20 protein-coding genes and 1 pseudogene are annotated in these 26910 nt (G+C 31.9%); 5 read left to right on the plus strand and 16 right to left on the minus strand.

The features are described from left to right. Nucleotides 1-154 precede the first annotated feature (154 nt). On the plus strand, nucleotides 155-1033 hold the full coding sequence (locus A8C32_RS11080) for a bifunctional 5,10-methylenetetrahydrofolate dehydrogenase/5,10-methenyltetrahydrofolate cyclohydrolase (protein ID WP_069830478.1): 879 nt from the start codon (nucleotides 155-157) through the stop codon (nucleotides 1031-1033). A 70-nt stretch (nucleotides 1034-1103) separates the two neighbouring features. On the opposite strand, the gene A8C32_RS11085 is transcribed toward A8C32_RS11080, so the two are convergent. The 11 genes from A8C32_RS11085 to A8C32_RS11135 form a co-directional block, all read right to left on the minus strand. Beyond that, nucleotides 1104-2087 (minus strand): hypothetical protein, encoded by a 984-nt coding sequence (locus A8C32_RS11085; RefSeq protein WP_123803396.1) that lies wholly within the window; start codon nucleotides 2085-2087, stop codon nucleotides 1104-1106. A gap of 14 nt (nucleotides 2088-2101) precedes the next feature. Beyond that, nucleotides 2102-3085, minus strand: coding sequence for a hypothetical protein (locus A8C32_RS11090; RefSeq protein WP_123803398.1), 984 nt, complete (start codon nucleotides 3083-3085; stop codon nucleotides 2102-2104). Between the two features lie 13 nt (nucleotides 3086-3098). Continuing rightward, nucleotides 3099-4079 (minus strand): hypothetical protein, encoded by a 981-nt coding sequence (locus tag A8C32_RS11095; protein ID WP_123803400.1) that lies wholly within the window; start codon nucleotides 4077-4079, stop codon nucleotides 3099-3101. A gap of 14 nt (nucleotides 4080-4093) precedes the next feature. Next, a complete protein-coding gene (locus A8C32_RS11100) occupies nucleotides 4094-4999 on the minus strand; it encodes a hypothetical protein (RefSeq protein WP_069830482.1) in 906 nt (301 codons plus the stop codon). Nucleotides 5000-5024: 25 nt separating this feature from the next. Then, nucleotides 5025-7895, minus strand: coding sequence for a hypothetical protein (locus A8C32_RS11105; RefSeq protein ID WP_069830483.1), 2871 nt, complete (start codon nucleotides 7893-7895; stop codon nucleotides 5025-5027). 359 nt (nucleotides 7896-8254) lie between these two features. Then, on the minus strand, nucleotides 8255-9013 hold the full coding sequence (gene rluF / locus A8C32_RS11110; RefSeq protein ID WP_069830484.1) for a 23S rRNA pseudouridine(2604) synthase RluF: 759 nt from the start codon (nucleotides 9011-9013) through the stop codon (nucleotides 8255-8257). A 19-nt stretch (nucleotides 9014-9032) separates the two neighbouring features. Continuing rightward, nucleotides 9033-9860: an alpha/beta fold hydrolase gene (locus A8C32_RS11115; protein ID WP_069830485.1), complete on the minus strand. Its 828-nt coding sequence runs from the start codon at nucleotides 9858-9860 to the stop codon at nucleotides 9033-9035. Continuing rightward, nucleotides 9861-10226 carry a cupin domain-containing protein gene (locus A8C32_RS11120; protein ID WP_069830486.1) on the minus strand — a complete coding sequence of 122 codons (366 nt, stop codon included), beginning with the start codon at nucleotides 10224-10226 and terminating at the stop codon, nucleotides 9861-9863. Continuing rightward, entirely contained in the window at nucleotides 10227-11198 is a 972-nt protein-coding gene (locus tag A8C32_RS11125; protein WP_069830487.1) for a YitT family protein, read from the minus strand. It abuts the gene before it with no gap. A gap of 2 nt (nucleotides 11199-11200) precedes the next feature. After that, nucleotides 11201-11767 carry a hypothetical protein gene (locus tag A8C32_RS11130; RefSeq protein WP_069830488.1) on the minus strand — a complete coding sequence of 189 codons (567 nt, stop codon included), beginning with the start codon at nucleotides 11765-11767 and terminating at the stop codon, nucleotides 11201-11203. A gap of 43 nt (nucleotides 11768-11810) precedes the next feature. Beyond that, nucleotides 11811-13349 carry a helicase HerA-like domain-containing protein gene (locus A8C32_RS11135; RefSeq protein ID WP_069830489.1) on the minus strand — a complete coding sequence of 513 codons (1539 nt, stop codon included), beginning with the start codon at nucleotides 13347-13349 and terminating at the stop codon, nucleotides 11811-11813. A 288-nt stretch (nucleotides 13350-13637) separates the two neighbouring features. Here A8C32_RS11135 and A8C32_RS11140 point away from each other — a divergent pair, with 288 nt between their 5' ends. The 3 genes from A8C32_RS11140 to A8C32_RS11150 all read left to right on the plus strand — a co-directional run bounded on the left by A8C32_RS11140 (nucleotide 13638) and on the right by A8C32_RS11150 (nucleotide 18255). After that, the gene (locus tag A8C32_RS11140) at nucleotides 13638-14267 is read left to right on the plus strand and encodes a 7-carboxy-7-deazaguanine synthase QueE (protein WP_069830490.1); all 630 of its coding nucleotides are present in this window, start codon (nucleotides 13638-13640) and stop codon (nucleotides 14265-14267) included. A gap of 327 nt (nucleotides 14268-14594) precedes the next feature. Further along, entirely contained in the window at nucleotides 14595-17567 is a 2973-nt protein-coding gene (locus tag A8C32_RS11145) for a beta-galactosidase (protein ID WP_069830491.1), read from the plus strand. 1 nt (nucleotide 17568) lies between these two features. Continuing rightward, a complete protein-coding gene (locus A8C32_RS11150) occupies nucleotides 17569-18255 on the plus strand; it encodes a fibronectin type III domain-containing protein (RefSeq protein WP_069830492.1) in 687 nt (228 codons plus the stop codon). A 231-nt stretch (nucleotides 18256-18486) separates the two neighbouring features. On the opposite strand, the pseudogene A8C32_RS11155 reads toward A8C32_RS11150, so the two are convergent. The 3 genes and pseudogenes from A8C32_RS11155 to A8C32_RS11165 form a co-directional block, all read right to left on the minus strand. Next, nucleotides 18487-19936: pseudogene (locus A8C32_RS11155) on the minus strand (IS1182 family transposase). Nucleotides 19937-20058: 122 nt separating this feature from the next. Then, a complete protein-coding gene (locus A8C32_RS11160) occupies nucleotides 20059-20604 on the minus strand; it encodes a DUF2911 domain-containing protein (RefSeq protein ID WP_069830493.1) in 546 nt (181 codons plus the stop codon). Between the two features lie 387 nt (nucleotides 20605-20991). Further along, on the minus strand, nucleotides 20992-21216 hold the full coding sequence (locus A8C32_RS11165; protein ID WP_069830494.1) for a hypothetical protein: 225 nt from the start codon (nucleotides 21214-21216) through the stop codon (nucleotides 20992-20994). A gap of 393 nt (nucleotides 21217-21609) precedes the next feature. Here A8C32_RS11165 and A8C32_RS20325 point away from each other — a divergent pair, with 393 nt between their 5' ends. Continuing rightward, nucleotides 21610-21846, plus strand: coding sequence for a hypothetical protein (locus tag A8C32_RS20325; RefSeq protein WP_123803402.1), 237 nt, complete (start codon nucleotides 21610-21612; stop codon nucleotides 21844-21846). A gap of 327 nt (nucleotides 21847-22173) precedes the next feature. Here the strand turns inward: A8C32_RS20325 and gatB/aspS are convergent, their stop codons facing one another. Together gatB/aspS and A8C32_RS11180 are read right to left on the minus strand one after the other, a co-directional pair. Next, complete coding sequence (gene gatB/aspS, locus A8C32_RS11175) at nucleotides 22174-25509, minus strand: bifunctional amidotransferase subunit GatB/aspartate--tRNA ligase AspS (RefSeq protein WP_069830496.1); 3336 nt, start codon at nucleotides 25507-25509, stop codon at nucleotides 22174-22176. Next, entirely contained in the window at nucleotides 25509-26909 is a 1401-nt protein-coding gene (locus A8C32_RS11180) for an amidase family protein (RefSeq protein WP_069830497.1), read from the minus strand. The genes gatB/aspS and A8C32_RS11180 overlap by 1 nt, the downstream gene beginning before the upstream one ends. Between the last annotated feature and the right edge of the window lies 1 nt (nucleotide 26910).

A 26910-nucleotide genomic window follows, 5' to 3' on the forward strand; every position in this document is an offset into this window, starting at 1 on the left:
GAAAACTAATAAATTATATGATTAATAATCCAGAGAAATTTGGAGTAAAAGTTGAATAGAGATAGCAACATTATTTAAAAAAACGTAATGGTTTGTGATACAGATTCGGCAGAGTAAGAACTGTAACTGTGATTGCAACTGAAAACTAATGAGTATGACAATTTTAGACGGAAAAAAGGTTAGCAACGATATTAAAGATGAGATCGCTGTTGAGGTAAAAAAAATGAAAGCTAAAGGTGAGAAAGTACCTCATTTAGCAGCAATTATTGTTGGAAATGATGGTGCAAGTTTAACCTATGTTGGAAGTAAAGTAAAAGCTTGTGAACGCGTTGGTTTTGAATCTACTTTAGTTCAAATGTCTAATACAACTAGTGAGGTTGAACTTTTAGATAAGATTAAAGAACTTAATGAAAACCCAGAAATAGATGGTTTTATAGTTCAGTTACCATTACCTCCTCAAATTAATGAGCAGAAAGTATTATTAGCAGTTAATCCAGATAAAGATGTAGATGGGTTTCATCCTGCTAACTTTGGTAAAATGGCTTTAGATATGTCTACATTTATACCAGCTACCCCGTTTGGTATTTTAGAACTTTTAGATCGTTATGGTGTAGAAACAAAAGGAAAACATACTGTAGTTATTGGGCGTTCTCATATTGTTGGAAGACCAATGAGTATTTTAATGGGGCGTAAAGGTTTTCCAGGAAATTCAACTGTAACATTAACACACAGTCATACTAAAAATATTACTCAAATAACATCGCAAGCAGATATTATTATTTCAGCATTAGGTGTTCCTAATTTCTTAAAAGCAGAAATGATTAAGGATGATGCTGTTATTGTCGATGTAGGTATTACAAGAGTAACAGACGAAACAAAACCAAGAGGCTATAAAATAGTTGGTGATGTTGATTTTGCAAATGTTAGTAAAAAAGCAAGCTATATAACGCCTGTTCCTGGTGGTGTAGGACCAATGACGATTGCTATGTTGCTTAAAAACACATTACTTGCCAGAGAAAGACATAATCAATAAAAAAACTTAGGTGTAAAATAGAAAAAATGCATTACAAGTTTTAACTTGTAATGCATTTTGATTTGTAATATTAACGTATAGGGACTAATGTGTTTGACCCTTCTGGCATATGGCAATACACTTTCATGTTAGAAATGACCTCAAACTTATCTCCAGTTCTTCTATCTGTTACTGTAGCATCAAAACGTATTGCAGATTCTCCTTTATCTGTAGTACTCTCTAAGGCCACTACTTTTCCACCGCCATAAATTTTAACTTCATAGTTTTCTAAAGGATAAAATTTTACAGAAGGGTCTTCTAAGACAAAATCGAAACCTTTTACAGAAAATTTATTAAATAGTTCTTGCTTATAATATTTAGACTGTGTTTTTTCAAATTCCGATTGATAAAACATACCATAAAGCGTTTCTCTATCTTTTTGTTTTAAAATATCAATAATATTTTGGTAAGTGGATACTATTTTTTTTTCTAATAACTCAGGTTTTAATTTAGTGAGGTCTTGGCTTTCTGTCCAGCCAGTAAAATGATAAGGCACTTCGGCATCAAAAGTAAATTGATCTTCAAAAACCATAAGCCCCGTTCCTGCAAAATCTTGATAATCGGGATTATCTCTATTAGTTATTGTAGGCGTTTCATAAATAGTATGTCTTTTTCCTAATGAAAATTCTTGACCAATTTTTAAGGTCATGATATCCATTGAACTTGAAAAATCAACTCGAAAGGGCATTCCGCTTTCCGAAATATATTTTATACGCACGGTTTGGGTACCACTTTGTAATATATAATCGTTTATAGGGTGCATTACAGCGCTATTATCGCCATTATAATATTTTTTAAAAGGGATGTTGTTGATATAAATTTCCATAGCTTCAAAATGAGAACGGTTACTGCTTAAATAATAAGCATAACCATCATTTTTTTTATATGTAATAATAGTATTTGGTATGTCTTTAAATTTTTTCTCATTAGGGCCCATATGTTGTTTGGCTTGAGACTGGCATGCCAAGTTTAGAACACTAATAAAAATCAATACGATATATTTTAAGTAGGGCATTTTGTTATTAAGAGTTAACGTATAGGGACTAATGTACTTGAGTCTTTAGGTTTATGGAATAATATACGTATATCAGAAATTCCTTCAAATTTTTTCCCTGTTCGTTTATTTGTAAATACTGCTTCAAAGCGCATTGGAGATTCTCCTTTATCTGTTGTACTTTCCAAAGTAACTATTTTCCCCTGACCATAAATTTTAACCTCATAATTTTCTAAAGGGTAAAATTTAACCGAAGGATTTTCTAATACAAAATCATGGCCTTCTACTGAAAATTTATAAAATAATTTGTCATCAAAATATTTAGACTGTGTTTTTTCAAATTCTAATTGATAAAGTAAATCAAAAAGTGTTTCTCTATCTTTATTTTTAAAAATGTTTATTACATTTTGATAAGCTTCAACGATTTCTTTTTCTAATTGTTTGGGTTTTAATTTAGTCAAGTCTTGGCTTTCTGTCCAGCCAGTAAAATGATAAGGCACTTTGGCCTCAAAAGTAAATTGATCTTCAAAAACCATAAGCCCCGTTCCTGCAAAATCTTGATAATCGGGATTATCTCTATTAGTTATTGTAGGCGTTTCATAAATAGTATGTCTTTTTCCTAATGAAAATTCCTGACCAATTTTTAAGGTCATGATATCCATAGCGCTTGAAAAATCGACTCGAAAAGGCATTCCGCTTTCCGAAATATATTTTATACGCACGGTTTGGGTACCACTTTGTAATATATAATCGTTTATAGGGTGCATTACAGCGCTATTATCTCCATTATAATATTTTTTAAAAGGGATGTCGTTAATATAAATTTCCATAGCTTCAAAATGAGAGCGACTACTACTTAAATAATAAGCATAACCATCATTTTTTTTATATGTAATAATAGTGTTGGGGATGTCTTTAAATTTTTTCTCATTAGGGCCCATATGTTGTTTGGCTTGAGATTCGCAAGCCAAGTTTAGAACACTAATAAAAATCAATACGATATATTTTAAGTAGGGCATTTTGTTTTTTTAATTAACGTATAGGAACTAATGTGTTTGAACCTTTAGGTTTGTGAAATAAAATTTTAAAATACGATGTTATATCCACTTTTTTCCCTGTTCGTCTGTCTGTTCCTGTATTGTCAAAACGAATTGCGTAATCCCCTTTGTTTTTGGTACTCTCTAAAGCAACCACTTTTCCGTGCCCATAAATTTTAACCTCATAATTTTCTAAAGGGTAAAATTTTACAGAAGGATCTTCTAAAACAAAACTATAACCTCCTGTAAATTTATCGAATAGTTCTTTATCAAAATATTTAGACTGTGTTTTTTCAAATTCCGATTGATAAAACATACCAAAAAGGGTTTCTCTATCTTTTTGTTTACAAATATCAATAATGTTTTGATGGGCAGCTACTACTTCTTTTTCTAATTGTTCAGGTTTTAATTTGGTGAGGTCTTGGCTTTCTGTCCAGCTAGTAAAATGATAAGGGACTTCGGCCTCAAAAGTAAACTGATCTTCAAAAACCATAAGGCCTGCTCCTGCAAAATCTTGATAATCGGGATTATCTCTATTAGTTATTGTAGGCGTTTCATAGACAAGTTCACTTTCAGCTGATGAAAACTCTTGACCAATTTTCAGTGTTTTTAAATCGATTGAACTCGTAAAATCGACTCGAAAAGGATTTCCACTTTCCGAAATATATTTTATACGCACGGTTTGGGTGCCACTTTTTAGAATATAATCGTTTATAGAAAATAAAGCAGCATCGTTATCGCTATTATAATATTTTTTAAAAGGGATGTCGTTAATATAAATTTCCATAGCTTCAAAATGAGAGCGACTACTACTTAAATAATAAGCATAACCATCATTTTTTTTATATGTAATAATAGTATTTGGTATGTCTTTAAATTTTTTCTCATTAGGGCCCATATGTTGTTTGGCTTGAGACTCGCAAGTCAAATTTATAACACCAATAAAAAACAATAGGATATATTTTAAATAATGCATTTTGTTTTTTAATATTAACGTATAGGTATTAGTGTATTTGAACCTTCTGGTTTGTGTAATAATATACGCATATTAGAGATGACTTCAAACTCATCTCCAGTTCTTCTATCTGTTACTGTAGCATCAAAACGTATTGCAGATTCTCCTTTATCTGTAGTGCTTTCTAGAGTGACTACTTTTCCATGACCATAAATTTTTACTTCATAGTTTTCTAAAGGATGAAATTTCACAGAAGGATCTTCTAGCACAAAATTGAAACCTTCTACAGAAAGTTTATTAAATAGTTCTTCACTGTAATATTTAGATTGTGTTTTTTCAAATTCCGATTGATAAAACATACCATAGAGTGTTTCTTTATCTTTTTGTTTTAAAATATCAATAATGTTTTGGTGAGCTGTTACCACTTCTTTTTCTAATAGCTCAGGTTTTAATTTAGTCAAGTCTTGGCTTTTTGTCCAGCTAGTAAAATGATAAGGTACTTCGGCTTCAAAAGTAAACTGATCCTCAAAAATCATAAGACCTGCTCCAGCAAAATCTCCAATTAAAGGATCATCGTCGTTAAAAATTTTAGGAACTTCGTATATGGTACGACTTTTTCCTAATGAAAATTCTTGACCAATTTTTAACGCCATAAGATCTATTGAACTTGAAAAATCGACTCGAAAAGGATTTCCGCTTTCCGAAATGTATTTTATACGCACGGTTTGGGTACCGCTTTGTAATATATAATCGTTTATAGGGTGCATTACAGCACTATTATCGCCATTATAATATTTTTTAAAAGGGATGTCGTTAATATAAATTTCCATAGCTTCAAAATGAGAACGACTACTACTTAAGTAATAGGCATAACCATCATTTTTTTTATATGTAATAATAGTATTTGGTATGTCTTTAAATTTTTTCTCATTAGGGCCCATATGTTGTTTTTTTTGCGTGTTGCAGTTAATGCTTAGTAGTGCTATTGTAAGTAGAAAAATCCACCTGTGGTGCTTTAGGCGCTGTAACATGTTTTGAGTTGTTTTTATTTGTTGTTGCTAAATTTTTAAAGGTTTTTACTAAGTATATTCTAGGTTCTTGCCAGGTAAATGGTTTTAAAACTTGTATTTTTTCCCATTTAGCAGTATCGCCACCACCAGATTTATGTTTCATACCAAAAATACCTGCTGAAATTTCTGCGTCAACCTTATATTTCCCATTGGCTCCGGTAAAATAATAGCTGTTTTGGTAGTACAAACCATGTTCTTTATGGTAGCCAAAACGGGTTTCCATACCTATAGTGCCATTAATATCAAACTTGGTATCGACTTTAATATTATAAGGTATGGGGATTCCTATTATTCTAAAATCTCCTTGTTTATCTATATCAAGTATAGTTTTTACTTCACAAGTAATATACCTGTCGGCTTTTATAACATCGCCTGCTTTAAAGGGTATTTTACTTTTTCCTACTTGGTCTCGAGCATTTTTGGTTAAAGTAAAAACTTCGGTATAGGTGTTGTATTTAAGGTTTAGATCTATATCTATTTTCCCTTCAAAAATGGCTTTAAGTCCTACTTTACCGCCAGGAAATTCAAAATCGAACTTTTGGGTAGTTTTAAGACCTATAAGGGGCGCTGCTTGTAAATTACACTCTAGTACTGTAGCTATATCGCCTGTTTTTTCTTGTTGGCGGTACATGCCATAATTAATAGCGAGCTGTGGGTAGGTAACTTCTATATTGTATTTACTACCTAGATCTTTTAAATCTTTACTTATGTTTTGTGCCTTTTTAGCTATTTTACCTAGTTTAGTTTGTAAATTTTTACCTCGTGTTAAATAAATTAATAATAGCTCTATAATTAAAGGTAGCAGTGCTATTAGTATCATTTGGTAATGCAAATAGGCTTTATAAGGCTGCAGTTGGCTATAGTTTATTTCTTCGCCATCGGCTATCATGTGGAAGCCTGTTTTTTGTTCTGGAGAAGGGCTATTTACATATTTTTTAATCATGGACAGCATTTCTTTACCTACGCCCATTTTTTCTAAAATGGGTTTTAACGGGTCGAACAGCCAATCTACAATGTCTTTTACATAACTAACGGCGTCTGCTTTTAGTTCTGGTAAGTCTACTTTGGTGTTGTTAAACCAGAGTTCTTTTTTAGGGTTGTACATGTAATGGTATACAAACACAACATCTGGGTATACTTTAAATACGGGGGTGCGTACGTAACGGCAAGTTTGTATAACTATGGGTAAATATTCTGGTTTTATTTGAAAGGTTAGGTATTTTAATAAAAATGTATGCTCGTTGTAAGCATCGTAGGGATAGGCTAGCCTAAATTTAAGTTGCTCTTGGGTACGTTTGCCTAACTCTTTAAATACGGGGGTGTCTTCAAAACGGTTTTGTGCAAACAATTCCCATTTTTTACTTTTAGTTTCTCTTCCAATAATTACAGCAGTGTTGCTGTCTTTTTCTATGTCGTAATCTGGTACAATAAAGATGTTATCTTTATGAGATTTGCTTCGTCCCGTTGCATTATCGAAGCCTGCTTCGTAGCATTCTTGGGTATCTACATCTTTTAATAAAATGGTAATTTCGTGCGTGTTATTTTTGTTGCCAGCAACATACTCTAGTATTTCGGTGGTTTTGTTTGCACTTAGGCAGCCGTTACCTTCTTCTTTTAATAAGTATACAGGTGTGTTTACACCATCGTCTACTTGAATAGAACTATAACCACACTCCTCATAATCTTGGGTAACTAGTGGGGCTTCGTATATTTCGACTATTTGTGGTATCCATTCTTGCTCATCGGTGTCTATAGACCACGCGTCTTTGTAGTTTATTTTAAAGGTAATTTCTTTTTTTAATTTTTTTACTTGCTCCTCGGTATATGGCGCATGCATAACGGCACGGTTAGGTACTAATACAATGCTTAGTTTTCCTGTTTTTATAGAGTCTTCGTTATTAGTGCCTGCTTCGTGGTTTAAGGTGTCTATCCATTCGGGTTTTATATATAACTCGTAGCGTTGTTCGATGTTATAATCTAAAGCAGGGTTGTCTATATTTCTATTTAATGATATGTGTTCTTGTTCTAGTACTTTACCATCTACAGTAACCGTGAGTTCTATATCGTAATAAGGGACATTATGTAATGCAATATATAGGTCTACGATATTGCTATATTCTAGCTTAGTTTCTAAGGCTTGAATATCTTTGTGTATAAATTGTAGTTTTCTCTCTTGTGTATTTAAACGTTTTTTTGCGTAAAAAGTGGTGATTTGGGGGGTGTCTACAGCGATTACAAATGCGCCTTGAGACATCCATCCTGGTCTATAATTAACACCTTCTAGCCATATGCCTGCTCCTAAGGTATTACATTTATAGGTAATATAGCCAAAGGTGTCTTTACCCATTAACTTTTGGTAGCTTGCTTTAGCGTAATTTTTACCTACATATTTGGTGCCTTCCTCTGTGTATTTTTCGCCTTTATGGTCTTGATAGCCTTCGTTTAAAAAGTTAAGGTGTTCGGCTAACGTTCTTGACTGTTCTTTACTTTTTTCTTTACCTTTTACCTTAAAGCTTAACCATTTATGTGTTTTAAAGTTGTGATAAGACTGGGCAACCCAATATACATCCCTTTGTGTGGCTTCTTTATTAATGGCCTTTATGGCTATAATTCTAAAATTAACGGTTTTATCTTTAGGTATTAAAAAGACATAATAACCTTGATAAATTTCGCGTCTAACTGAGCGATCGTCTGTTGTAATTTCTTTATCGGCAAAGTTGTTTTCTTTTTTTACTTTATTGTCATCTGGGTTTAATAGTGTACTCATTCTACCGAATTTAAATCATGTTTTACGTTTTTTAATATGCTATTATTATAAACTAAGAGAGGTATTTTGAGTTGTTATATATTTGTATAGTTAAATTTGGTGTAAAATGTAATAGTTATACCAAAGGGGCTTTTATTTCTAAAATCTTGATATCCTGTAAAAGGTTAGTAAGCTTTGTAAATACTTGTTTTGGTGTGTAATTATTACTTTATTACGGGATAAATGTAAGATTTTATTCCCGTAATACGTGCTTCTTTTTTTTAGTATTTTGTGGAATATGTAGTTGTTGTAGTTGTAAACTTTTAATTTTACAGCTTAGTTTTGTGAAGATTTATTTTAACTTTCTTGTTTTTAAATAATTAGCGATTTCTCCTATTAACAGTTTGTTTATATTCCTTAGTAGAAGTGCTAATTAAATTATTTAATTCTTTAAACTCTGTTTTAGTTAATTCTCGATATTCACCAATAGGCATATCTAAATTAATATTCATAATTCTAACCCGTTTAAGCGTTTGTACCTCATAATTTAAATAGTCGCACATACGTCTAATTTGTCTATTTAAGCCTTGAGTAAGTATGATTTTAAAAGTGTAAGTACTTAGTTTTTCAACTTGACACTTTTTAGTGGTTTTATTTAAATCTGCGAGCGGGATACCTCCAGACATGCGTTCAATAAATGTTTGAGAAATAGGTTTGTCTACCGTAACTACGTATTCCTTTTCATGGTTATTACTTGCTCTAAGAATTTTATTTACAATATCGCCATCATCGGTTAAAAGAATTAAGCCTTCGCTAGGTTTATCAAGTCTACCAATAGGAAAAATACGTTTTGGGTAATTTATAAAATCAATAATATTATCTTTCTCTACGCTAGTATCTGTAGTACAAACAATGCCTACAGGTTTATTAAAAGCAAGGTAAGTAAAAGATACTTTGGCGTTTTTAATATCTTTTCCATCTACTTGCACAGTATCGTTTGGGCTAATTTTAGTCCCTTTTTCTGGAATTTCACCGTTTATGGTTACTCTACCTGCTTCAATAAGTCGGTCTGCTTCTCTGCGAGAACAATGCCCAACTTCACTTAAAAACTTGTTAATACGTTTTAATTGTTCTTCCATTTAGCAAAAATACAATAATCTATGCGTTTATAAACTCTAAAATATGTTGGTAAACGATATCTGATTTTAATCCATGACCAAAACCTTTGGTAGCTACAAACTCTGAATTGGTGTAGTTTTGTTTGAATTTGAGACCATCTTTATAGGGGATAATTCGATCTTTTTTATCATGAATAATAAGGCCTTTAGCTTTTATGCTTTTTGAAAACTCTGAAGCAGAAAAGTATTCGGGTAAATGGTTATAATGTTTTAAAACATATTGAGTTATGGCATTGGAGACTTTTTTACTATACCCCATCATTTGTTCATAGCTTTTTAAAACACCAAGAAAGTCTGCTGGAGCACCAAGAAGTATTAATTTTTTAATAGAAGGCGATTTATACTTGTGTTGTGAGAAAACGATTGACATGCCACCTACGGAATGCCCAATAATGGTACTTACATCGAATTTTTTAGCAACAGCATGAATACAATCAGAATACAAAAGCGCATTAAAGTATTTGCTTCCAGAACCTCCATGACCAGGAGCATCTAAGGCAATAACGGTATGGTCTAACTGTATTAAAAGTTCTATTAAATCTTTCCATCGGTAAGAGTTGCTTTCCCAACCATGGGCAAGTAAAATAGTATCTTTTTTTCCGTTCCAACGGTATGTTTTTATTGAAATGCTTTCATGAATTATTTCTTCTTGAATAGAAGATTCAAGGTATAGCGTTTCAGAGTTATTTAATCTTCCTTTTTTAGGTGTAGAAAATAACTGAATAGCTAATTTTGCAGCGTATTGAGAGGAAAAACAACTTATAAGATTAATTATAAAACCAATAATTTTAGGGAGGTACTTTTTCATTTATTTTGCTTCACGGTTTACTAAATCTATAGAAAAAGCAGGTGTACAAATGGCAATGTATTCGCAAACTTCATCAAATGGATTTGAATATTGAACTTTAGTATTTTTTTCTATTTTGATAGATTGGCCAGTTTCTAAAATAACTGTTTCCCCTTCAATAATAAATTGTTTCTTGCCTTTAATTATAAAAGTAAATTCATCAAATTCTGGGGTTTGAAAAGGTTCACTCCAGCCAGAAGGCGCTTCCATATAGGCAATGCTTAGTTGCGAATTTTTATCTGTAGCTAAGCCAAAATGTTCTTTAATAATTTTGCCATCTGTTGTTGGTACTACAAAAGGTGCATTTTGAATGGTATATTTTTTCATTTATTTCATAGGTTTTTTCTTAATCATGCCGCCTTTTAAATCTTTAACAATACCCATAATAATAAAAGCATTTCTATCAATTTTATCAATTTCGGTTTGTAATTTTGCTAGTTCTAACCTAGTTACAACGGTATAAATAATATCTTTATTGTAGTTGTCTTCATACGATTTTAACCCACCTTTTCCTGCGTAAATAGTGCAAGCTCGTCTTAGTTTTTTTGTAAGCATATGTCTTAAATCTTCATGCTTGTTAGATATTATAGTAACGCCCACATATTCTTCGACACCATCAACTATAAAATCGACAGTTTTAGCAGCAGCCATATAAGTAAGAATAGCATAAAGCGCAGTTTCAATAGAAAGCATATAAGCTCCTACTGAAAATATAATAATGTTTATTAGTAATAGTACATCGCCAATAGTTAACGATAGTTTTCTGCTTAAAAATATAGCTAAAATTTCGGTACCATCAATAACACTTCCGCCACGCATAGACATACCAATACCTAAACCTAAAAAGAAACCACCAAAAACAGCAATTAATAATTTGTCTTCGGTGATGATAGGGTAGTTTACAAAATGTACCACAATAGCTAATAGGCTAATGGCTACAATACTTTTTATAGCAAATTTATAGCTAATAGTTTTTGAAGCAAGAATTAAAAAAGGAAGATTAACTATTATAAGTAAAAGCCCTAAATTTAATGACGTGATATTTTCTAATAATAAAGATATACCAGTGGCACCACCATCAATAAAATTGTTGGGTAATAAGAAACCTTTTAATCCAAAACCAGCAGAAAACACGCCTATTATAATAAAAACATATTCTTTAATAGCATGAGATAGTTCTACTTGAAACTTTCTTACCAAAGGAACTATTTGTTTTTTGCTTACAGAGTCGTTAGCTTGATTTTTTTCAAGCTTTTTACGGGCAAGGTTAACTAATAATTTAGATAAGAAAGGATGCATTATTATTTATTTAAATGATTCCAGTGTATAAAAAAGTACTTCACCTTTGCTTGATCTGGAATATGAGTTGTTTCAATTTTTAAATTCATATCAAAACGAAGATTGGCAGGAAGTTCTTCCTTATCTATAACAAAACTGGCATGTAATTCTTTTACATTAACAATTACCGAGTTTATTAAGTTGTCAATTCTTGACACTTTATAAGCACTAGAAATATCTTTAAAAGTACTTAAGGTTGTTATGTCTTTATCTGTTTTATATCTAGGATCTATAATTTGAATACTTTGAATTACAGAAGTAGAATCTAATGTTTGTTTAGGAGTTAAGGCTAGTAATTTTTTACCACCTTTCTCAAATATATCTATACTGTTTTTGCTTCCCGAAAATCCATCCCTGTTTATAAATGTTGACAAGGAGTCGTTTGCAAAAATAGTTTTAAGATCTTTAACTTGACTAGAATCTGTTAATAATCCAATATGTTGTTTACTTATTTCAAAAGGATTCTGTTTTTTTTTACAACTAGAAAATAAAAGGGTTAAGGCTACTAAGCCTAAAAATGAATGTTTCATTAATATAGGTTGGGTTTGTATTATTAAATATTTTTAATAGAACTTACTTTTTCAATATTTTGGTTAGTATGCCAAAAACGCTTCTTATAAAAGTGGCACTTGTTAGTACTTTAACGATAGGGTTCATTGCTGTACTTTTTCGTCTTGTACTTGTTCTTTTTTTAGATTCAGCTTTTTTTAGTGCTTCTTTTTCTTTTCTAGCCTTTTCTTTAGCTTCTTCAGCTTGGGCTTGTTCAATTTTTTCGTTGAGCATTTCATAGGCACTTTCTCTATCAACGTCTTTATTGTATTTTTTTACCAATTTAGAATTTGAAAGTAATGCACTTAATTCAGTATCGGTTAATACATCCATTCTACTCATTGGCGCTCGCATCATAGTAGCAGCGAGTGGTGTGGGGCGGCCTTTTTCATCTAGTGCAGAAACTAAAGCTTCTCCAATACCTAGAGATGTTAAAACTTCGGTGGTATCGTAATATTCAGAATCTGGATAGTTTTGTGCTGTTAACTTTATAGCTTTTCTGTCTTTAGCAGTAAATGCTCGTAATGCATGTTGTATTTTTAGTCCTAATTGACCTAATACAGCTTCAGGGACATCGGTAGGGTTTTGAGTTACAAAATACAAACCAACACCTTTACTTCGTATTAATTTTACAATGCTTTCAATTTGATTTAAAAGTGCTTTTGATGCTTCATTAAAAATTAAGTGAGCCTCATCAATAAATAAAATAAGTTCTGGTCTGTCACTATCTCCTTGTTCTGGAAATGTAGAATATATTTCAGCCAATAAACTTAACATGAATGTAGAGAAAAGCTTTGGTTTATCTTGAATATCTGTTAATCTCATGATATTGATATAACCACGACCATCATCATCAATTCTTAATAAATCCTGAGTGTCAAAGGAGGTTTCACCAAAAAACAGATCACCACCTTGTTGTTCTATCTCTACAATTTTTCTTAAAATAGCACCTGTAGAAGCGGTAGATATTCTACCGTAAGCTTCTGTAAATTCGGCTTTTCCCTCTTGAGTAGCGTATTGTAATATTTTTTTGAAATCTTTTAAATCTAAAAGAGGTAATTTATTATCATCGCAATATTGAAATATAACAGCAACTATACCAGACTGGGTTTCTGTTAAATCTAAAATTCTAGATAAAAGTACAGGTCCAAACTCACTAACAGTAGCACGTAATCTAACACCATCTTGCTCAGAAAGCGTTAAGATTTCAACAGGAAAAGGTTTGGCTTCAAAAGGAAGACCAATTTTTTCATGACGTTCATCTATTTTAGGATGGCCAGGACTTGGTTGCGCTAAACCACTTAAATCACCTTTTATATCCATAAGCAATACAGGAATGCCTTTGTTACTTAAGTTTTCAGCTAAAACTTGTAACGACTTAGTCTTTCCTGTACCTGTAGCACCAGCAATTAAACCATGTCTATTCATGGTTTTTAAAGGGATTTTTATATGAGCTCCTGTAACTGTTTCTCCTTCTAACATGGCAGCTCCAATCGGGATATAATCGCCTTTTGTTGTATTGCCTTCAGTAATATGTTTAAAAAAAATGTCCTTTTTGCTCATGCGGTATATTTTGGATAAAAATACAGAGAAATTGAGGAAGAAAAAAATAGCTTCTTTTATATAAATTAGCCTTTAGAAGATCTATGAGTATGTATATAAAGTTGTAAGACACTTTTTTAATACACAAAAGGAGGTATAATTCAGTTGAGGAATTATGTATCTTTGCAAACTTAGCGAAATGCGTCATAGTAAAAACCTATGCTTTCTATATCCTATTAAAAAATAGTATATGTACTATATAAATTAATAAATTGAAAGCAACCAAGTAAAAGAAAGAAGCATCTACAGATGAATAAAGAAACACAATTATTGATTGACAAAGGCGAAATGTTACCTTTAATGGAGGAGTTCTATACCATTCAAGGTGAAGGCTATTACAAAGGAACTGCAGCTTATTTTATTCGAATAGGAGGTTGCGATGTGGGGTGTCATTGGTGTGATGTTAAAGAAAGTTGGAATGCAAATTTGCATCCGCCAACAGAGACTTCAAAAATAGTCGAGAATGCTAAAAAGTATAGTGATACTATAGTTGTTACGGGAGGGGAACCTTTAACTTGGGACATGACGGCATTAACTAGTCAATTAAAAAATGAAGGTTTACAAGTTCATATAGAGACTTCTGGAGCATACAAATTAACAGGAACTTGGGATTGGATTTGTTTATCGCCTAAAAAAATGAAACGTCCTACTCAAGAAGTTTATGATAGTGCAGATGAACTTAAGGTAATTATTTATAATAAAGATGATTTTCGTTTTGCAGAAGAGCAGGCAGCAAAAGTGAATGCCAATTGTATTTTATATATGCAACCTGAATGGAGTAAACGTGATACAGTTGTTCCTGAAATTGTTGATTATGTGATGAAAAATCCAAAATGGAAGGTGTCTCTACAAACACATAAATATTTAAATATACCTTAATTAGTAAGGCTAATAAACATAGGCTAATATATGCATTAACAATGTATTTCTTTCTATAGAATTATTGATACAGTGTACCAGTGAGTTATGTTTAATGTAGATCTGTATTTTTTATAAAGATAATAGCGTTTTTGTGAATTTATAGTTATTTCGAATTTAAAAGTTAGTGTATAAACTAGCTAATACATGATGTAATTAGTTGTCTATATAAAATTCATAATTTACTATTTACCTTTAAGTACATTTTATTTACTCCTAGAAACAATTAAATAGGTGATATGAATGAGTTTTGTAATTAATTGTTATTTAACAATAATTATAAAGATTATGAATAAAAAAATACAAACTAGATTAAAGAATTCCTATTGTTTTACTTTATTTGTATTTATATCTATACAATTTAGTTTTGCTCAATTAGATACAACAGCTCGTGAAAAAATAACGATATTGCAAGGGCTAATTGCAGAGGCAGAACAGGAAAATATAGATGTAACTAAAGAAAAAATGTCTGTTAGAGTAGCTGAGGTTTTTCTTGAATTTGCTAATTGGGACGAAAATAATACTTCAATAAATACTGATTTTTTTTCGAAAGTTTCAGTGTATAAAAATAAGGCGTCAGAAATGGCGGGTCTTCTCCCAGATTTTGAAAGAGACGAAGTTATTTTATTATTAGATGAAGCCATTGCTAATATTAAACTATTAAAATCTGGAGAACTAGTTAGAAAAGATATCCCACAAGTAGACTGGTCTAAGGTTTCCATTGTAGATGGAAAATTAAAGCACAATAATGATCCTGTTTTTCTTGCAGATTATACTTGGAAACCAAATGTTGATAACCTGAATGAGTATTTTGGTGATTTAGATGGTTTATTTGTAACACCCGGAAATGTTATTAATGAAAGTGGAACAATGAGAGGGGCGCTTATTAATAAAATTAATGAATTAAACGCTAATACTACTAGTATTGGAACTGTATTTTTGAATCAAAGAAATCCACCGGGGTGGGCAAAAAATAAATATGATAATTTTTTAGATGGAGGAACTTTATATACCCACTATGATATAGATCATCCGGGAGCAAGAGAGATGCAAAGTTTGCTAATGGCTGGAGTTGCTCCATTGTTAAAAGGTCAAAATTATGCAGGATTAGGTTATATGTTAACCAACGAACCACATTGGAATACCGTTGCAGGTGCTTGGGAATCTCATGCAGTTTCAAATTATACTAAAGAGAAGTTTAAAACATGGTTAGCTACTAAACATGGTAATATCGCAACCTTAAATAGCCTATGGAATAAAAGTTTTGCTTCATTTGCAGATATAACTATTACTATTCCCATGCAAGAAAATTTGCGGGGTACACCAATATGGTACGATTGGATGCGTTTTAATATGGTTCGTGTAACAGAATGGTTTACTTTTTTAAGAGATGAAATACACAAGCATGACCCAAATGCAAATACACATGTTAAAGTAATTCCAGGAATGTGGACGGGAAGTAAGAGAGACCATGGTTTAGATTTTGAAGCGATTACAAAATTAACAAGTGTTATTGGTAATGATGCTGCAGCACATAACTCTTTAATGTGGGGGCCTACAGAAGAATGGGAAAGTCGTTATTCATTTTATTGGCGAGAATTATCGTTGTCTTATGATTTTTTTAGATCAGTAAGTCCTAATAAGCCTAATTTTAATTCGGAAGGACATTTTTTATCCACAACTAGATTTAGAGATTTATATTTAAAACCTAGTTACGCAAGAGCAGTATATTGGTTGGCATTTTTACAAGGTTTGGATGCTGTTCAAACTTGGTTATGGGCTAGACAAGAAAATTTAACAATTAAACCTGAAGCAGGTTCTGGTTATGCTGGAGCTTTGGGGCAACAACCTAGAATTTTGAATGAGGTGACTTCTACAATGATGGATTTAAATGCTCATAGTAATCATATTTCAGCATTAAAAAATTTAAAACAGTCTATAAGATTATTTTATTCTGAAACATCGGCTATTAACAAATCAACCTATATGAATGATGTTTTTGAGTTGTATGAATCGCTTTATTTTGAAGGTTCTTCAATTGGTTTTGCTACTCAAAATATTTTGAATGAACAAAGTAAAGATTTATGGGAAGTTGTATTAGTTCATAAAACAGAATATGTTACAGAGGCAGAAATAACTGCGCTTCAATCTTATTTAGATAATGGAGGAACTGTTATTATTGATGGGGCTAGTTTGTTGAAGAATGAATATGATAAAGATCACACAATTAGCTTAACACAAAGTAATGGAACCTTAATAACTTCAGGTTCTGTAAGTGATATGTCATCACAGGCATTAAGTATTATAGATTCAAAGAATAAATCGCCATTCATTACTTTAAGCGAAACTAATGTAGTGGGGCAAAAAGGTTGTCTGTGGAAATCTTATAAAGATAGTACAGGGAAGCATATTATTAGTATTGTTAATATTGGAAAAGGAGAAGCTCAAGTTGAATTAGGTTTAAAAGGAACAACAGATAATATTGCTTGTTTAAATTTATTAACAGGGCAAAATATGCCTGCTAGTTTTACAATGAAAGCCGAAGATGTTTTATTACTTGAAGTAAAAAAAGAAGCCGTAGGAGATGATGCAATTTCTATTGAAGTTATAGGTGAAACATGTCCAGATAAAAATAATGGGCAAGTTAAGGTTTTAGCTAAGGTTTCAGGAAATTTTATAGTAAAATTTAATGGTAACAGTATGAATTTTACAGATGAAGTATTAATAGAGGATATTATTCCAGGGAATTATAGCATATGTGTTACCAATACAGATACCAATATTGAACAATGTTATGAGTTTAGTGTTGATGAAGGAGAAGCAATAACAGGGAAAACAAGTGTAAAGCCAGGTAAAGTATTAATAAATATTTATACAGGAACACCTCCTTATAAAGTTTTGATTAATGGAAATACTGTTATTGAAACCATGTCGTCATCTTTTGATGTTGCTGTTAAATCTGGTGATGAAGTTCAGGTAAAAACAAAAGCCGACTGTGAGGGTGAATTAAATGAAAGTATAGATGGTGTAGTTAGTTTATACCCTAATCCTACAAGTGGAGATATAGAGGTAGTATTGCCATTAATAAAAAAGCCAGTAGTTATAGAGGTATATAATTCGTATTCTCAGTTAATAATGTCTGACGAGTATTTAGTTAAAAATGGTAGAGTAAAGCTAAATATTAAAGACAAGCCAGAAGGTATATATGTTGTTGTTGTTAGATTGAATGAACCAAAAGTTTTAAAAATAATAAAGAAATAAGATGACTAAAATATTAATATTTATAGGGTTGGGTTTACTGTTATTTTCCTGTGGAGGAGGAGATAGTAGTGAAGGCACAAAGAATAATGTGCCTTCAAGTCCAGCTTTAATGGATCCTACCAATAATTTATTGTGTATAGATAATGATTTAACATTTACTTGGGGAGCATCAGCCGACCAAGATGGAGATGCTATTAAGTATTTGTTAGAAATAGCGACAGATAATCAATTTGCAGAAATAGCCCATAGTTTTGGTGATTTAAATGCTACAACGAAAGCTGTTCTTTTAGAAAAAGGTAAAGCTTTTTATTGGAGAGTTAAAGCTAAAGATAAAGAAGGGGAGAGCGATTATTCGAATGTTTATCAGTTGTATACAGAAGGAGAAGGAGAGGTTAATCATTTACCATTCTCTCCAACTTTAGTGACTCCTGTAAATGATGAAAATGTTTCGAATACATCAGTAGTATTAGCATGGGGAGCAAGAGATGTTGATACGGATGATGTCTTAACGTACGATGTTTATTTAGATTCTAATGCTTCTCCAACTACACAGTTGTTAATTAATCATTCAAGTAAAAATTATACAGTATCTTTAGTTGCAGGAACAACTTATTATTGGAAAGTTATTGTTAAAGACGATAAAGGAGGTAAAACTATTGGTCAAGTTTGGAGTTTTAGTGTTAATTAACTTTACTTTCAATTTAGTTTAATGAAAAAAAATGCCCTCTTTTAGTGAGTCTACTGAAAAAGTAAGTCTTTTTTCAAAAAGAGAGTTTCATATAAGAGATTTCACGAGCTAATTTTGTGAAATCTTTTTTTTGTTTATAGGTTCTCAAAGTTGTTTGGACTCTCTTAAAAAGGCTTATTTTAGTTTAAATGGTATTATAATCAAAACGGTATTGTTTTGTCTCATTTTGGACTAGTTTAATTTTAAAATTCTTTTCAAATTCACAGTAAAATATGGTTAAAGCACTTTGCATATTTACTATACCATAAGCTATAGCTTTTCCATAACCATGAACGTTTTTTAATTCTCCGTTTTTGGCTTCGATTTTATAACGCTGTTTGTATTTCTCTTTAAAACAATCAGAAGTTTCAAACTCCATCTGTTCTTTATGGATGTCTGACTTTAAAGTAATGGAGTACGATTTTATTTTTGCTCCTTCTTTATAACACCCCTCTTTTAAAGGACAGCTTTTGCATTTCTCAACATCAAAATAATAAGTGATTACTTGATTTTTAACAACATTATTTTTGCCTTGTTTCGCTTTTCTTATAGCTAAATGACCTGCTGGACAGACAAACATATCTGCATCTTTATTATAATCAAATTCGTTTTCTTTTTTTCTAAACCCTTGGCTGATAGCTGGATTTAATCTAGCTACAATCTTTATATCTTTTTCTTGGGCTAATTCTAAATTCTTTTTGCCAGAATAAGCGGCATCTCCTATAACAGTATCCACATCAATCCCATGTTGTTCACTTTGTGTTATTAATTCTGGTAAAATAGGACCATCTCCTTTTTCTCCTGAAGTAACAACTGCTCCTGTGATAATTCTCTCTTCAGTCATTGCCAAATGAGTTTTGTAACCAAAAAAAGAACTATCCTCTGATTTGTGACCAATTTTAGCATCCCTGTCTTTTGATATTATTTCTTGAGTAGTCTGTTCAACATCATCAACGGATTCTTTAAGTAAATTCAATTTTTATTTGATAGTAGGTACTTCACTAAGCGTGGGAGTATCTTCTAGTAAGGTTTCTAATTCTTTACAATAAGCCAATTCTTTTTCTAAATCATTAGTCTGATTTTTGATAGGCATTTTACCAACCCAATATTCTTGATAGTTGTAAATTGATTTGCGTAGTTGTTTGGAACGCTCTCTTAAAACATCTATAGCTGAAATAGGGTTTGATTTTGATAAGCTATGAGTAGCATCTACAATAATTGATTTTGATGTAATAATACCTTTTTCAATAGCAATACTTACCGTTTTGTTGATAAGCATATCTAATAAATTAGTATCCTTCAAACGTTGTCTGCGAAATTTTGTTAAGGTACTTGGGGCAATAACATCTTCTTCTGGTAACATTTCTAAAAAGTATTTGAAGGACATGTCATAGCGTGAACGCTCAACTACATCTACATCTGAAATGGTATAAATTACTTTTAGCAGAAGATATTTGAATAGTCTTATGGGACTTTCTGCTTTTCTGCCTTGAGTTTGAGAATATTTTGATTGAAGTTCTTCATAGATGAAATTAAAATCTATTAAATCATTGATACGCCTTAACAAATTAGTGTTAGGAACAATTAAATCATATAAAGAACTGTACTCGCTTAACCGAAGAGATTCCTGTTGAACTATCATGAATACAAAATACAAAAAACGGCAAGTATCTAAAATACTTACCGCTTTTATTTAAGTTCGTGACTTTTTCAGTAGCCTCGAAATTTCGAGGCATTTTTTTTAGGATGGGGTAATTAAAGACATTACTTTGTGAAAGGAACAGCAATTCTTGTTGTTCCCCAGCCCAAATGCATATGTACACCGTTATTAGCTTTTTTAAAAGCAATAGAAAAAGCTTCTAAGGAATCATTTCCAGAAGTTACAGGAACAGATAAGCGAGCTACATCATTAGCTTTTTCATAAAAATAAGAACCCCAGACATTGAGGTCTTTACTAATAATAGCAGTCCATTCTTTTTTACCTGGTATAACATAAAAGGTGTAAGTTCCTGCTTTTACAGTAGTGCTTCCTAATTTCATATCTTTGTAAAGTGTTAATTCTGCAGCTTCGTTTGCTCCCGTTCTCCATACTTTACCTTCAGGTGCTAGATTGCTTAGTTTTCTATCTTTTAGTAGAGGTCTACTATAAATTATTTTTATTAGTTTATTAGAATTTTTGTAGTCTGCAGGGAAGGTAGCAGCATCCATAGGGCTCTTATCTAGTTTACTAAATTTTTGCGCATTTAAATTTGTTGTTAATAGCATAACAAATGCAAAAGCAATAGACGAAATTAATGTTGATTTTTTCATAATGAGTTTTGATTTTTTTAACAGTCTTAAAGTTAAATGTAAATTGTCTTAATGTTATTATAAAAGACGAGTGGGACTGTTAAAGTTTACATTTTTAAGTCGCTTTATGATAATTTATTAACGTATAAGGGTTTATAAACTTATATTTTGTTGTTTTTTACTATTAAAAATCATCTAATGACTAATCAAACTCAGGTTACAATAACCAAACAATTCTAATCTGTCAAGGGGAGATTTGATGATCTTGAAATAGATGTATCGTTATTTGTTCAATAAATTCAGTTTTCTAATTTTTTGAATTTGTTTATATTATTGAAACAAAACGTACCTAGGAGAAACAAGTCTATTTAATCTCAATATATTATAGACCTAATCTCTACTCGTAATTTAATCTATAAACTCGTAGTCAATACTTAGTTTTCTCAAAGTTCTTAAAGCTGAACCAGAGTTTTTATTATCTACCTCAATGTTTATAGGATCTCCTTCTAAAAGGATATCTGTAAGTTCCTTCGATAAGGATTCGTTAATGCTAGATGAAATCTCTGCAATACATTTGGCTATTACTCTTTTATCTGGTCTCTGAGCATCGCAAGACAATAAGTTTATTTTCATAGTAATTTAGTTTGTTAGAGTTGAAAAGTCTAGGTTGTATTTAGATCATGGTTTGTTTTAATGATATTATGTCTGGTTGCATTAGCAATAACTAAGTTATCAAAAGAAAACGAATCAGAGGGGAATCCGTAGAATTTTCCGATTACAGACAAGCTAGTAATTGATTATAATGTTATTAGGAGCTTGCTTATTATTTTAGTTTTTTAATAAGATAATCTATCTCATTTTTTTGATTTTTACTCATTTTAAATAAAATCAATGAAGAAATAATAGTTAAAATACCCAGTCCGATTGAAACTAATTTTTCTCCTTCAAAAACACTACTTTTCAAGGCTATAATTGAGGTCCATATTACTGAGATTCCTAAAAAAAAGGATAGTTGGAATACAGGCCGTGAAAAACTCATATTGGTTTCTCATTGCTTCATATCGTTTAGAAATAAATTCATTTTCTAAACCAGCTACAAATAAAAAATCATCAATATCATTAAATAGTTTTTTCGATTTGAATATTAAGGTGTTACTAAGATATATTGCAATGGCACCAAGACAATATGAAAAAACAAGAGTTGGAATTGCTATAACTATTCCCCAAGTTGAGGATTTTGATAACTCTTCAACGAAAGGATAAATGTTATAAAATTCACATGTAAATATAAAAATCGATGCAAACCATATAGTTCCTATGGCTAACTTTAAAGTAAATATGTCTAAGCTAAATTTTTCCATGCTTTTAAAATGTTACTGTTAAGTTGTATTTAGTACTTTATATCATAACTTTTATTATTCACATTCCGTAAATAAAGTTATCATGTAGTAATTATCTTATATCGTTATCCCGTAAATATAATTAATTCCTTCACTAAAACAGAAAACCCCGATAGTAAACTATCGAGGTTTTTTTGATGATTTTATTTTGTAATTATATCAGCTAAAAAGAAGCGTCATGTAAAATAATCTACTTTTTAATCACTCTAACATTCATTTCTTCAACTTTTTTATCAGATAACGGAGAAGGAGAGCCAAATAATAAATCTTCACTAGTTCCTGTTTTAGGAAATGCCATAACTTCTCTAATAGAAGCTTTTTTCTCTAAAATCATCATTAAACGGTCTACACCCCAAGCAATCCCGCCGTGAGGAGGTGCGCCATAATGGAATGCTTCATACATGGTTCCAACACTTTTTAACATCTCTGCTTTGTTGTAACCCATGTTTTTATAAGTTGCTTCTAGAATTTCAGGTTTGTGTGCACGTACAGAACCGCCTCCAATTTCGTAACCGTTTAAGATTAAATCGTATTGTTGCGCGATTATAGAACCTATTTCATCTTCTTTACCATTCATATGTTTATCAATATCATAAGTGGCAGGCATAGAAAATGGGTTGTGCGTAAACGTCCAACGGCCTTCATCTGTTTTTTCAAACATCGGAAAATCTACAACCCATGCAGGTCTTAACTCTTTTGGATTAATTAAACGTAGCATCGCACCTAATTCTTGACGTACTGCATCTAAAGCTTTATTAGCGGTTTCATAATCGGCAGCAGAAAAGAATACAATATCACCAACTTGGGCATTTGTAGCTTCTATAATTCCAGCAGCAATCTCTTCACCTAAGAATTTAATGATTGGCGATTGTAAATCGTTTTCATTAACAATAATATATGCTAAACCACCTAAACCGTGTTGTTGTGCTGTTGCAGTAAGTTTTTCAATCTGCCCTTTAGATAAACGTTTTTTACCTTGCTCTTCTTTGGATACTTTGATGCATTTTACAATTCCTCCATCTTCAATAGGTTTACTAAATACTTGGAAGGTGGTTTCTTTTACAATTTCTGTAATGTCTTGCATTTGCAATCCGAAACGTAAATCTGGTCTATCACAACCATATTTATCCATTGCATCTTTATAGGTAATCACTTCAAACGGATGTAAAATCCATTTTTTACCATATATTTTCTTAACAATACTATTGAACATGGAGGTGTTCAAATCTATAATTTGTTGCATACTTGCGTACGCCATTTCAATATCTAATTGTGTAAATTCTGGTTGGCGATCGCCACGAGAATCTTCATCTCTAAAACAACGAGCTATTTGGAAATATTTCTCATATCCAGATACCATCAAAATTTGTTTGAATTGTTGAGGTGCTTGTGGTAATGTATAGAACGATCCTGCTTTTTTACGCGTAGGCACAATAAATTCTCTAGCACCTTCATCGGTACCAGCAGTTAATATTGGTGTTTCTACTTCAAGAAATTCTTGTTCGTCTAAAATGTCACGCATCAATTTAATCACTTTGTGGCGATTAATCATGGCACGACGCACATCGTCATTTCTATGATCTAAATATTTATATTGAAAACGTACAGATTCATTTGTTTTTGTTGCTCTTTTAATTTCGAAAGGCAATGTTTTAGATAGGTTTAGTATATCTAAATCAGACGTTTCTAACTCTATAGTTCCAGCTCTAAGAGACGTGTTATAATCATCTTCTTTACGTTGAACAACTGTTCCCGTAACTGTGATTACAGATTCTGGTTTTAATTTAACAAGATCATCTAGATTAGCAAAAGATTCTCTGCTCAAACGAACTTGGAAAATTTCGTTACTAGAATCACGTAAATCGATAAATATCAATTCACCATGATCACGCACGCTAGATACCCAACCAGCAAGTGTTACGGTTTCTGAAATTGAGCTTTCCGATAAATCGGATATTTTATGTGTTCTATATTCTTCTTTAATAATTAAAGGAATCTCAGGAAGTATTTCTTCTGTGTTGGTTGTTGGTTGTTGGTTATTGGTTGTTGGTTTTTTTGCACTTTTATCTTCCGGTTTCTGACTTCCAGCTTCACCAGAAAGCGCATCCAAAATACCTTGGCGAATTACTTTTCCTGAAGCGCCTTTTCCAATAATAGCAATTACTTTTCCAACAAGAATACCTGCTTTTCCCTGGTTACCCGCTTTAATATCATTGGCAACCGCTTCATTCTCAGAAATTACTTTTTTAATAGCATCTTCAATTTGAGATTCAGAAATAGTGTTGTCTTCAAAGTACTTATTATAATCAAAACTTCTATCTTTTAAATACCTTGTAATGGCATTTTGAACTAAAACAGATGTTATTTTTTCATCTTTAAAAAGTTGGAAGATTTCAATAAGGTGTTCAATTCTATGTATTTCAGCATAATCATCAGCACCAATATTGTTTACCAACGTTTTGGCAACAAAAGACGGATCTTTTATAACATTATTAATAGCAACAAAAGTCTCCGAGCGTAAAGAATCGGCAGTAAAGAATTTAGCATCTTGAGGTAAAACACCACCTTTAATTAAAATGGATTCTACTGCGTATGGCAGTGTGCTTAAATCTACGTCAATAGATTCAACAACGTCTTTTATGTTTACAAACGGTAAGTCTGGCTCAGAAATAAAACGGTAATCCGCTTCAAATTCCTTTTTACGCATAGTTTTGGTTTGCTTCAATTCAGCATCCCATAACACCGTGGTTTGTTCTGGTCTAAATTCTTTATGCTCTAAAAAGTAGTTTAATTGTTTTTCAATTTCTTCTTTTAAAGCATCTACCATAAACTTAAAGGAGTTTAAGTTTTTTATTTCGGTACGCGGATTTAATGCGTAAGTATGTTTTTTACGAAGCGATACCGAGACATCCGATTTAAACTCACCCTTTTCAAGGTTAGCTTCAGATATTTTTAAATTCTGAACAATACGTTGTATGTATTGAGCATACGTTGAAGCATCTTCAATATGACGAATACAAGGTTCGGTTACTATTTCAATTAAAGGAACACCTGCTTTATTAAAATCGACTAAAGAGGTTTTCTTTTCGTGCATCAATTTAGCTGCGTCTTCCTCTATATGTACTTGTGTTAAGTTTACAGTAAACTGCGAACCATCATTACGATAACAAGATACTTGTCCGTCAGGAATTACAGGGTTATGAAACTGCGTAATTTGTATGTTCTTCGGGTTGTCTGGATATTCGTAGTGTTTACGATCCCAAGAAATCACATCATTATCGAAAGTAGATTTTACCGCCTTACCAAAATAAATAGCCTTATTAATTGCTTCTTTATTTATGGCTGGTAAAACACCCATTTGTCCTGTACAAACCGAACAAATATTTTCGTTAGGCGTATCAATTTCTTGATTAGGACAAGAACAAAACAATTTGGTTTTTGTGTTTAATCGCACGTGAGTTTCAAGTCCGATTACCAATTCTAATTCGTGAGCTTTAAGCGCTTCGTTTAATTGTTCTAATTCCATTATATCATATCTTTTAAGAAGTTAGCAAACTTTAAAACGAGTTCGTCATTATTTTTTGCAGCACTAATTTGTAAGCCAGTTGCTGTGCCTTGTGGTACAGTAAGTGTTGGTAATTGTCCTAAGCTAAAACCAACCGTGTAAGCATCAGACAAATACATGGCGTGCGGATCTTTTAAGCTGTCTCCAATTTTTGGAGGTGTGCTTGGTGTAACTGGAGAAAGGATAATATCTACTTCTTTGAAATCATTTTCAAAATTCTCAGAAATTTGATCTCTTAAAGCTAATCCTTTTAGGTAAATCTCATCAGAGAAGCCTTGAGATAACACTTGGTTTCCACCAACAATTCTACGTTTTGATTCTTCAGAGAAATTTTCAGAACGCGTTACCGAATAGGTTTCTTTTAAGTTTCCAGATTCAATACGTTCACCATAATTAGTACCATCTAAACGTGATAAGTTAGAGGCTGTTTCGGCCATAGCCAAAGTATAGTAAGTTGAAACTAAAGTATTAGCTTCAAAAAAATCTAGAGCTTTAACTTCAATACCTTTTGCTTTTATTTTTTCGATAGACACTAAGAAATCAGATTTTACTTGAGCATCAATAGCGTCACTTTCAATAAAGTTTTTAAAATATCCAATAGTTTTAATGCCTTCGGAATTAGAAATACTTTCATCTTTTATTTCCGCGGAAGCGTAAGTCGTTTGATCTTTAATGTCTTTCCCACTCATTACATTTAATACGATTCTAATATCTTCAATAGATTTCGCTAAAGGACCAACACAATCTGTAGAAGATGCATAAGCCATTAATCCGAAACGAGAAATACGACCGTAAGTAGGTTTTAAGCCATATATATTATTGTATCCTGCCGGTTGACGTACAGAACCTCCTGTATCTCCTCCAATAGAGAATACTGTGTAACCTTTAGCTACATTCACTGCAGAACCTCCACTAGAACCACCTCCAACTAAATCTGGATTGATTGCGTTTTTAACAGCACCAAATATGGTGTTTTCACTAGAAGAACCATGACCAAAACTATCACAGTTTTCTTTTACTAACGGAATAGCGCCAGCATCCAAAAGCTTTTGAATAGCCGTTGCTGTGTAAGCCGATTTGTAATTTTTTAATAAATCTGAACTTGCCGTTGTGTAGGTTCCTTGAACCATATACACGTCTTTAATTCCGAAGGGAATGCCTTCCAGTAAACCAATAGTTTCTCCATTAGCTATTTTAACATCTACTTTTGCTGCCAATTCTAATGCTTGAGTGTCTAAAAGAGAATTAACAGTATGATGTGTATTCTGTTTTAATAAATCTAATTTTTCTTGTACTAAAGCTGTACAAGTGATCTGTTTGTTCACCAATTGCTGGTGTATTTGTTTTATTTGAGAATCCATA

The sequence above is a fragment of the Flavivirga aquatica genome (assembly GCF_001747085.1).
GTDB lineage: Bacteria > Bacteroidota > Bacteroidia > Flavobacteriales > Flavobacteriaceae > Algibacter_C > Algibacter_C aquatica.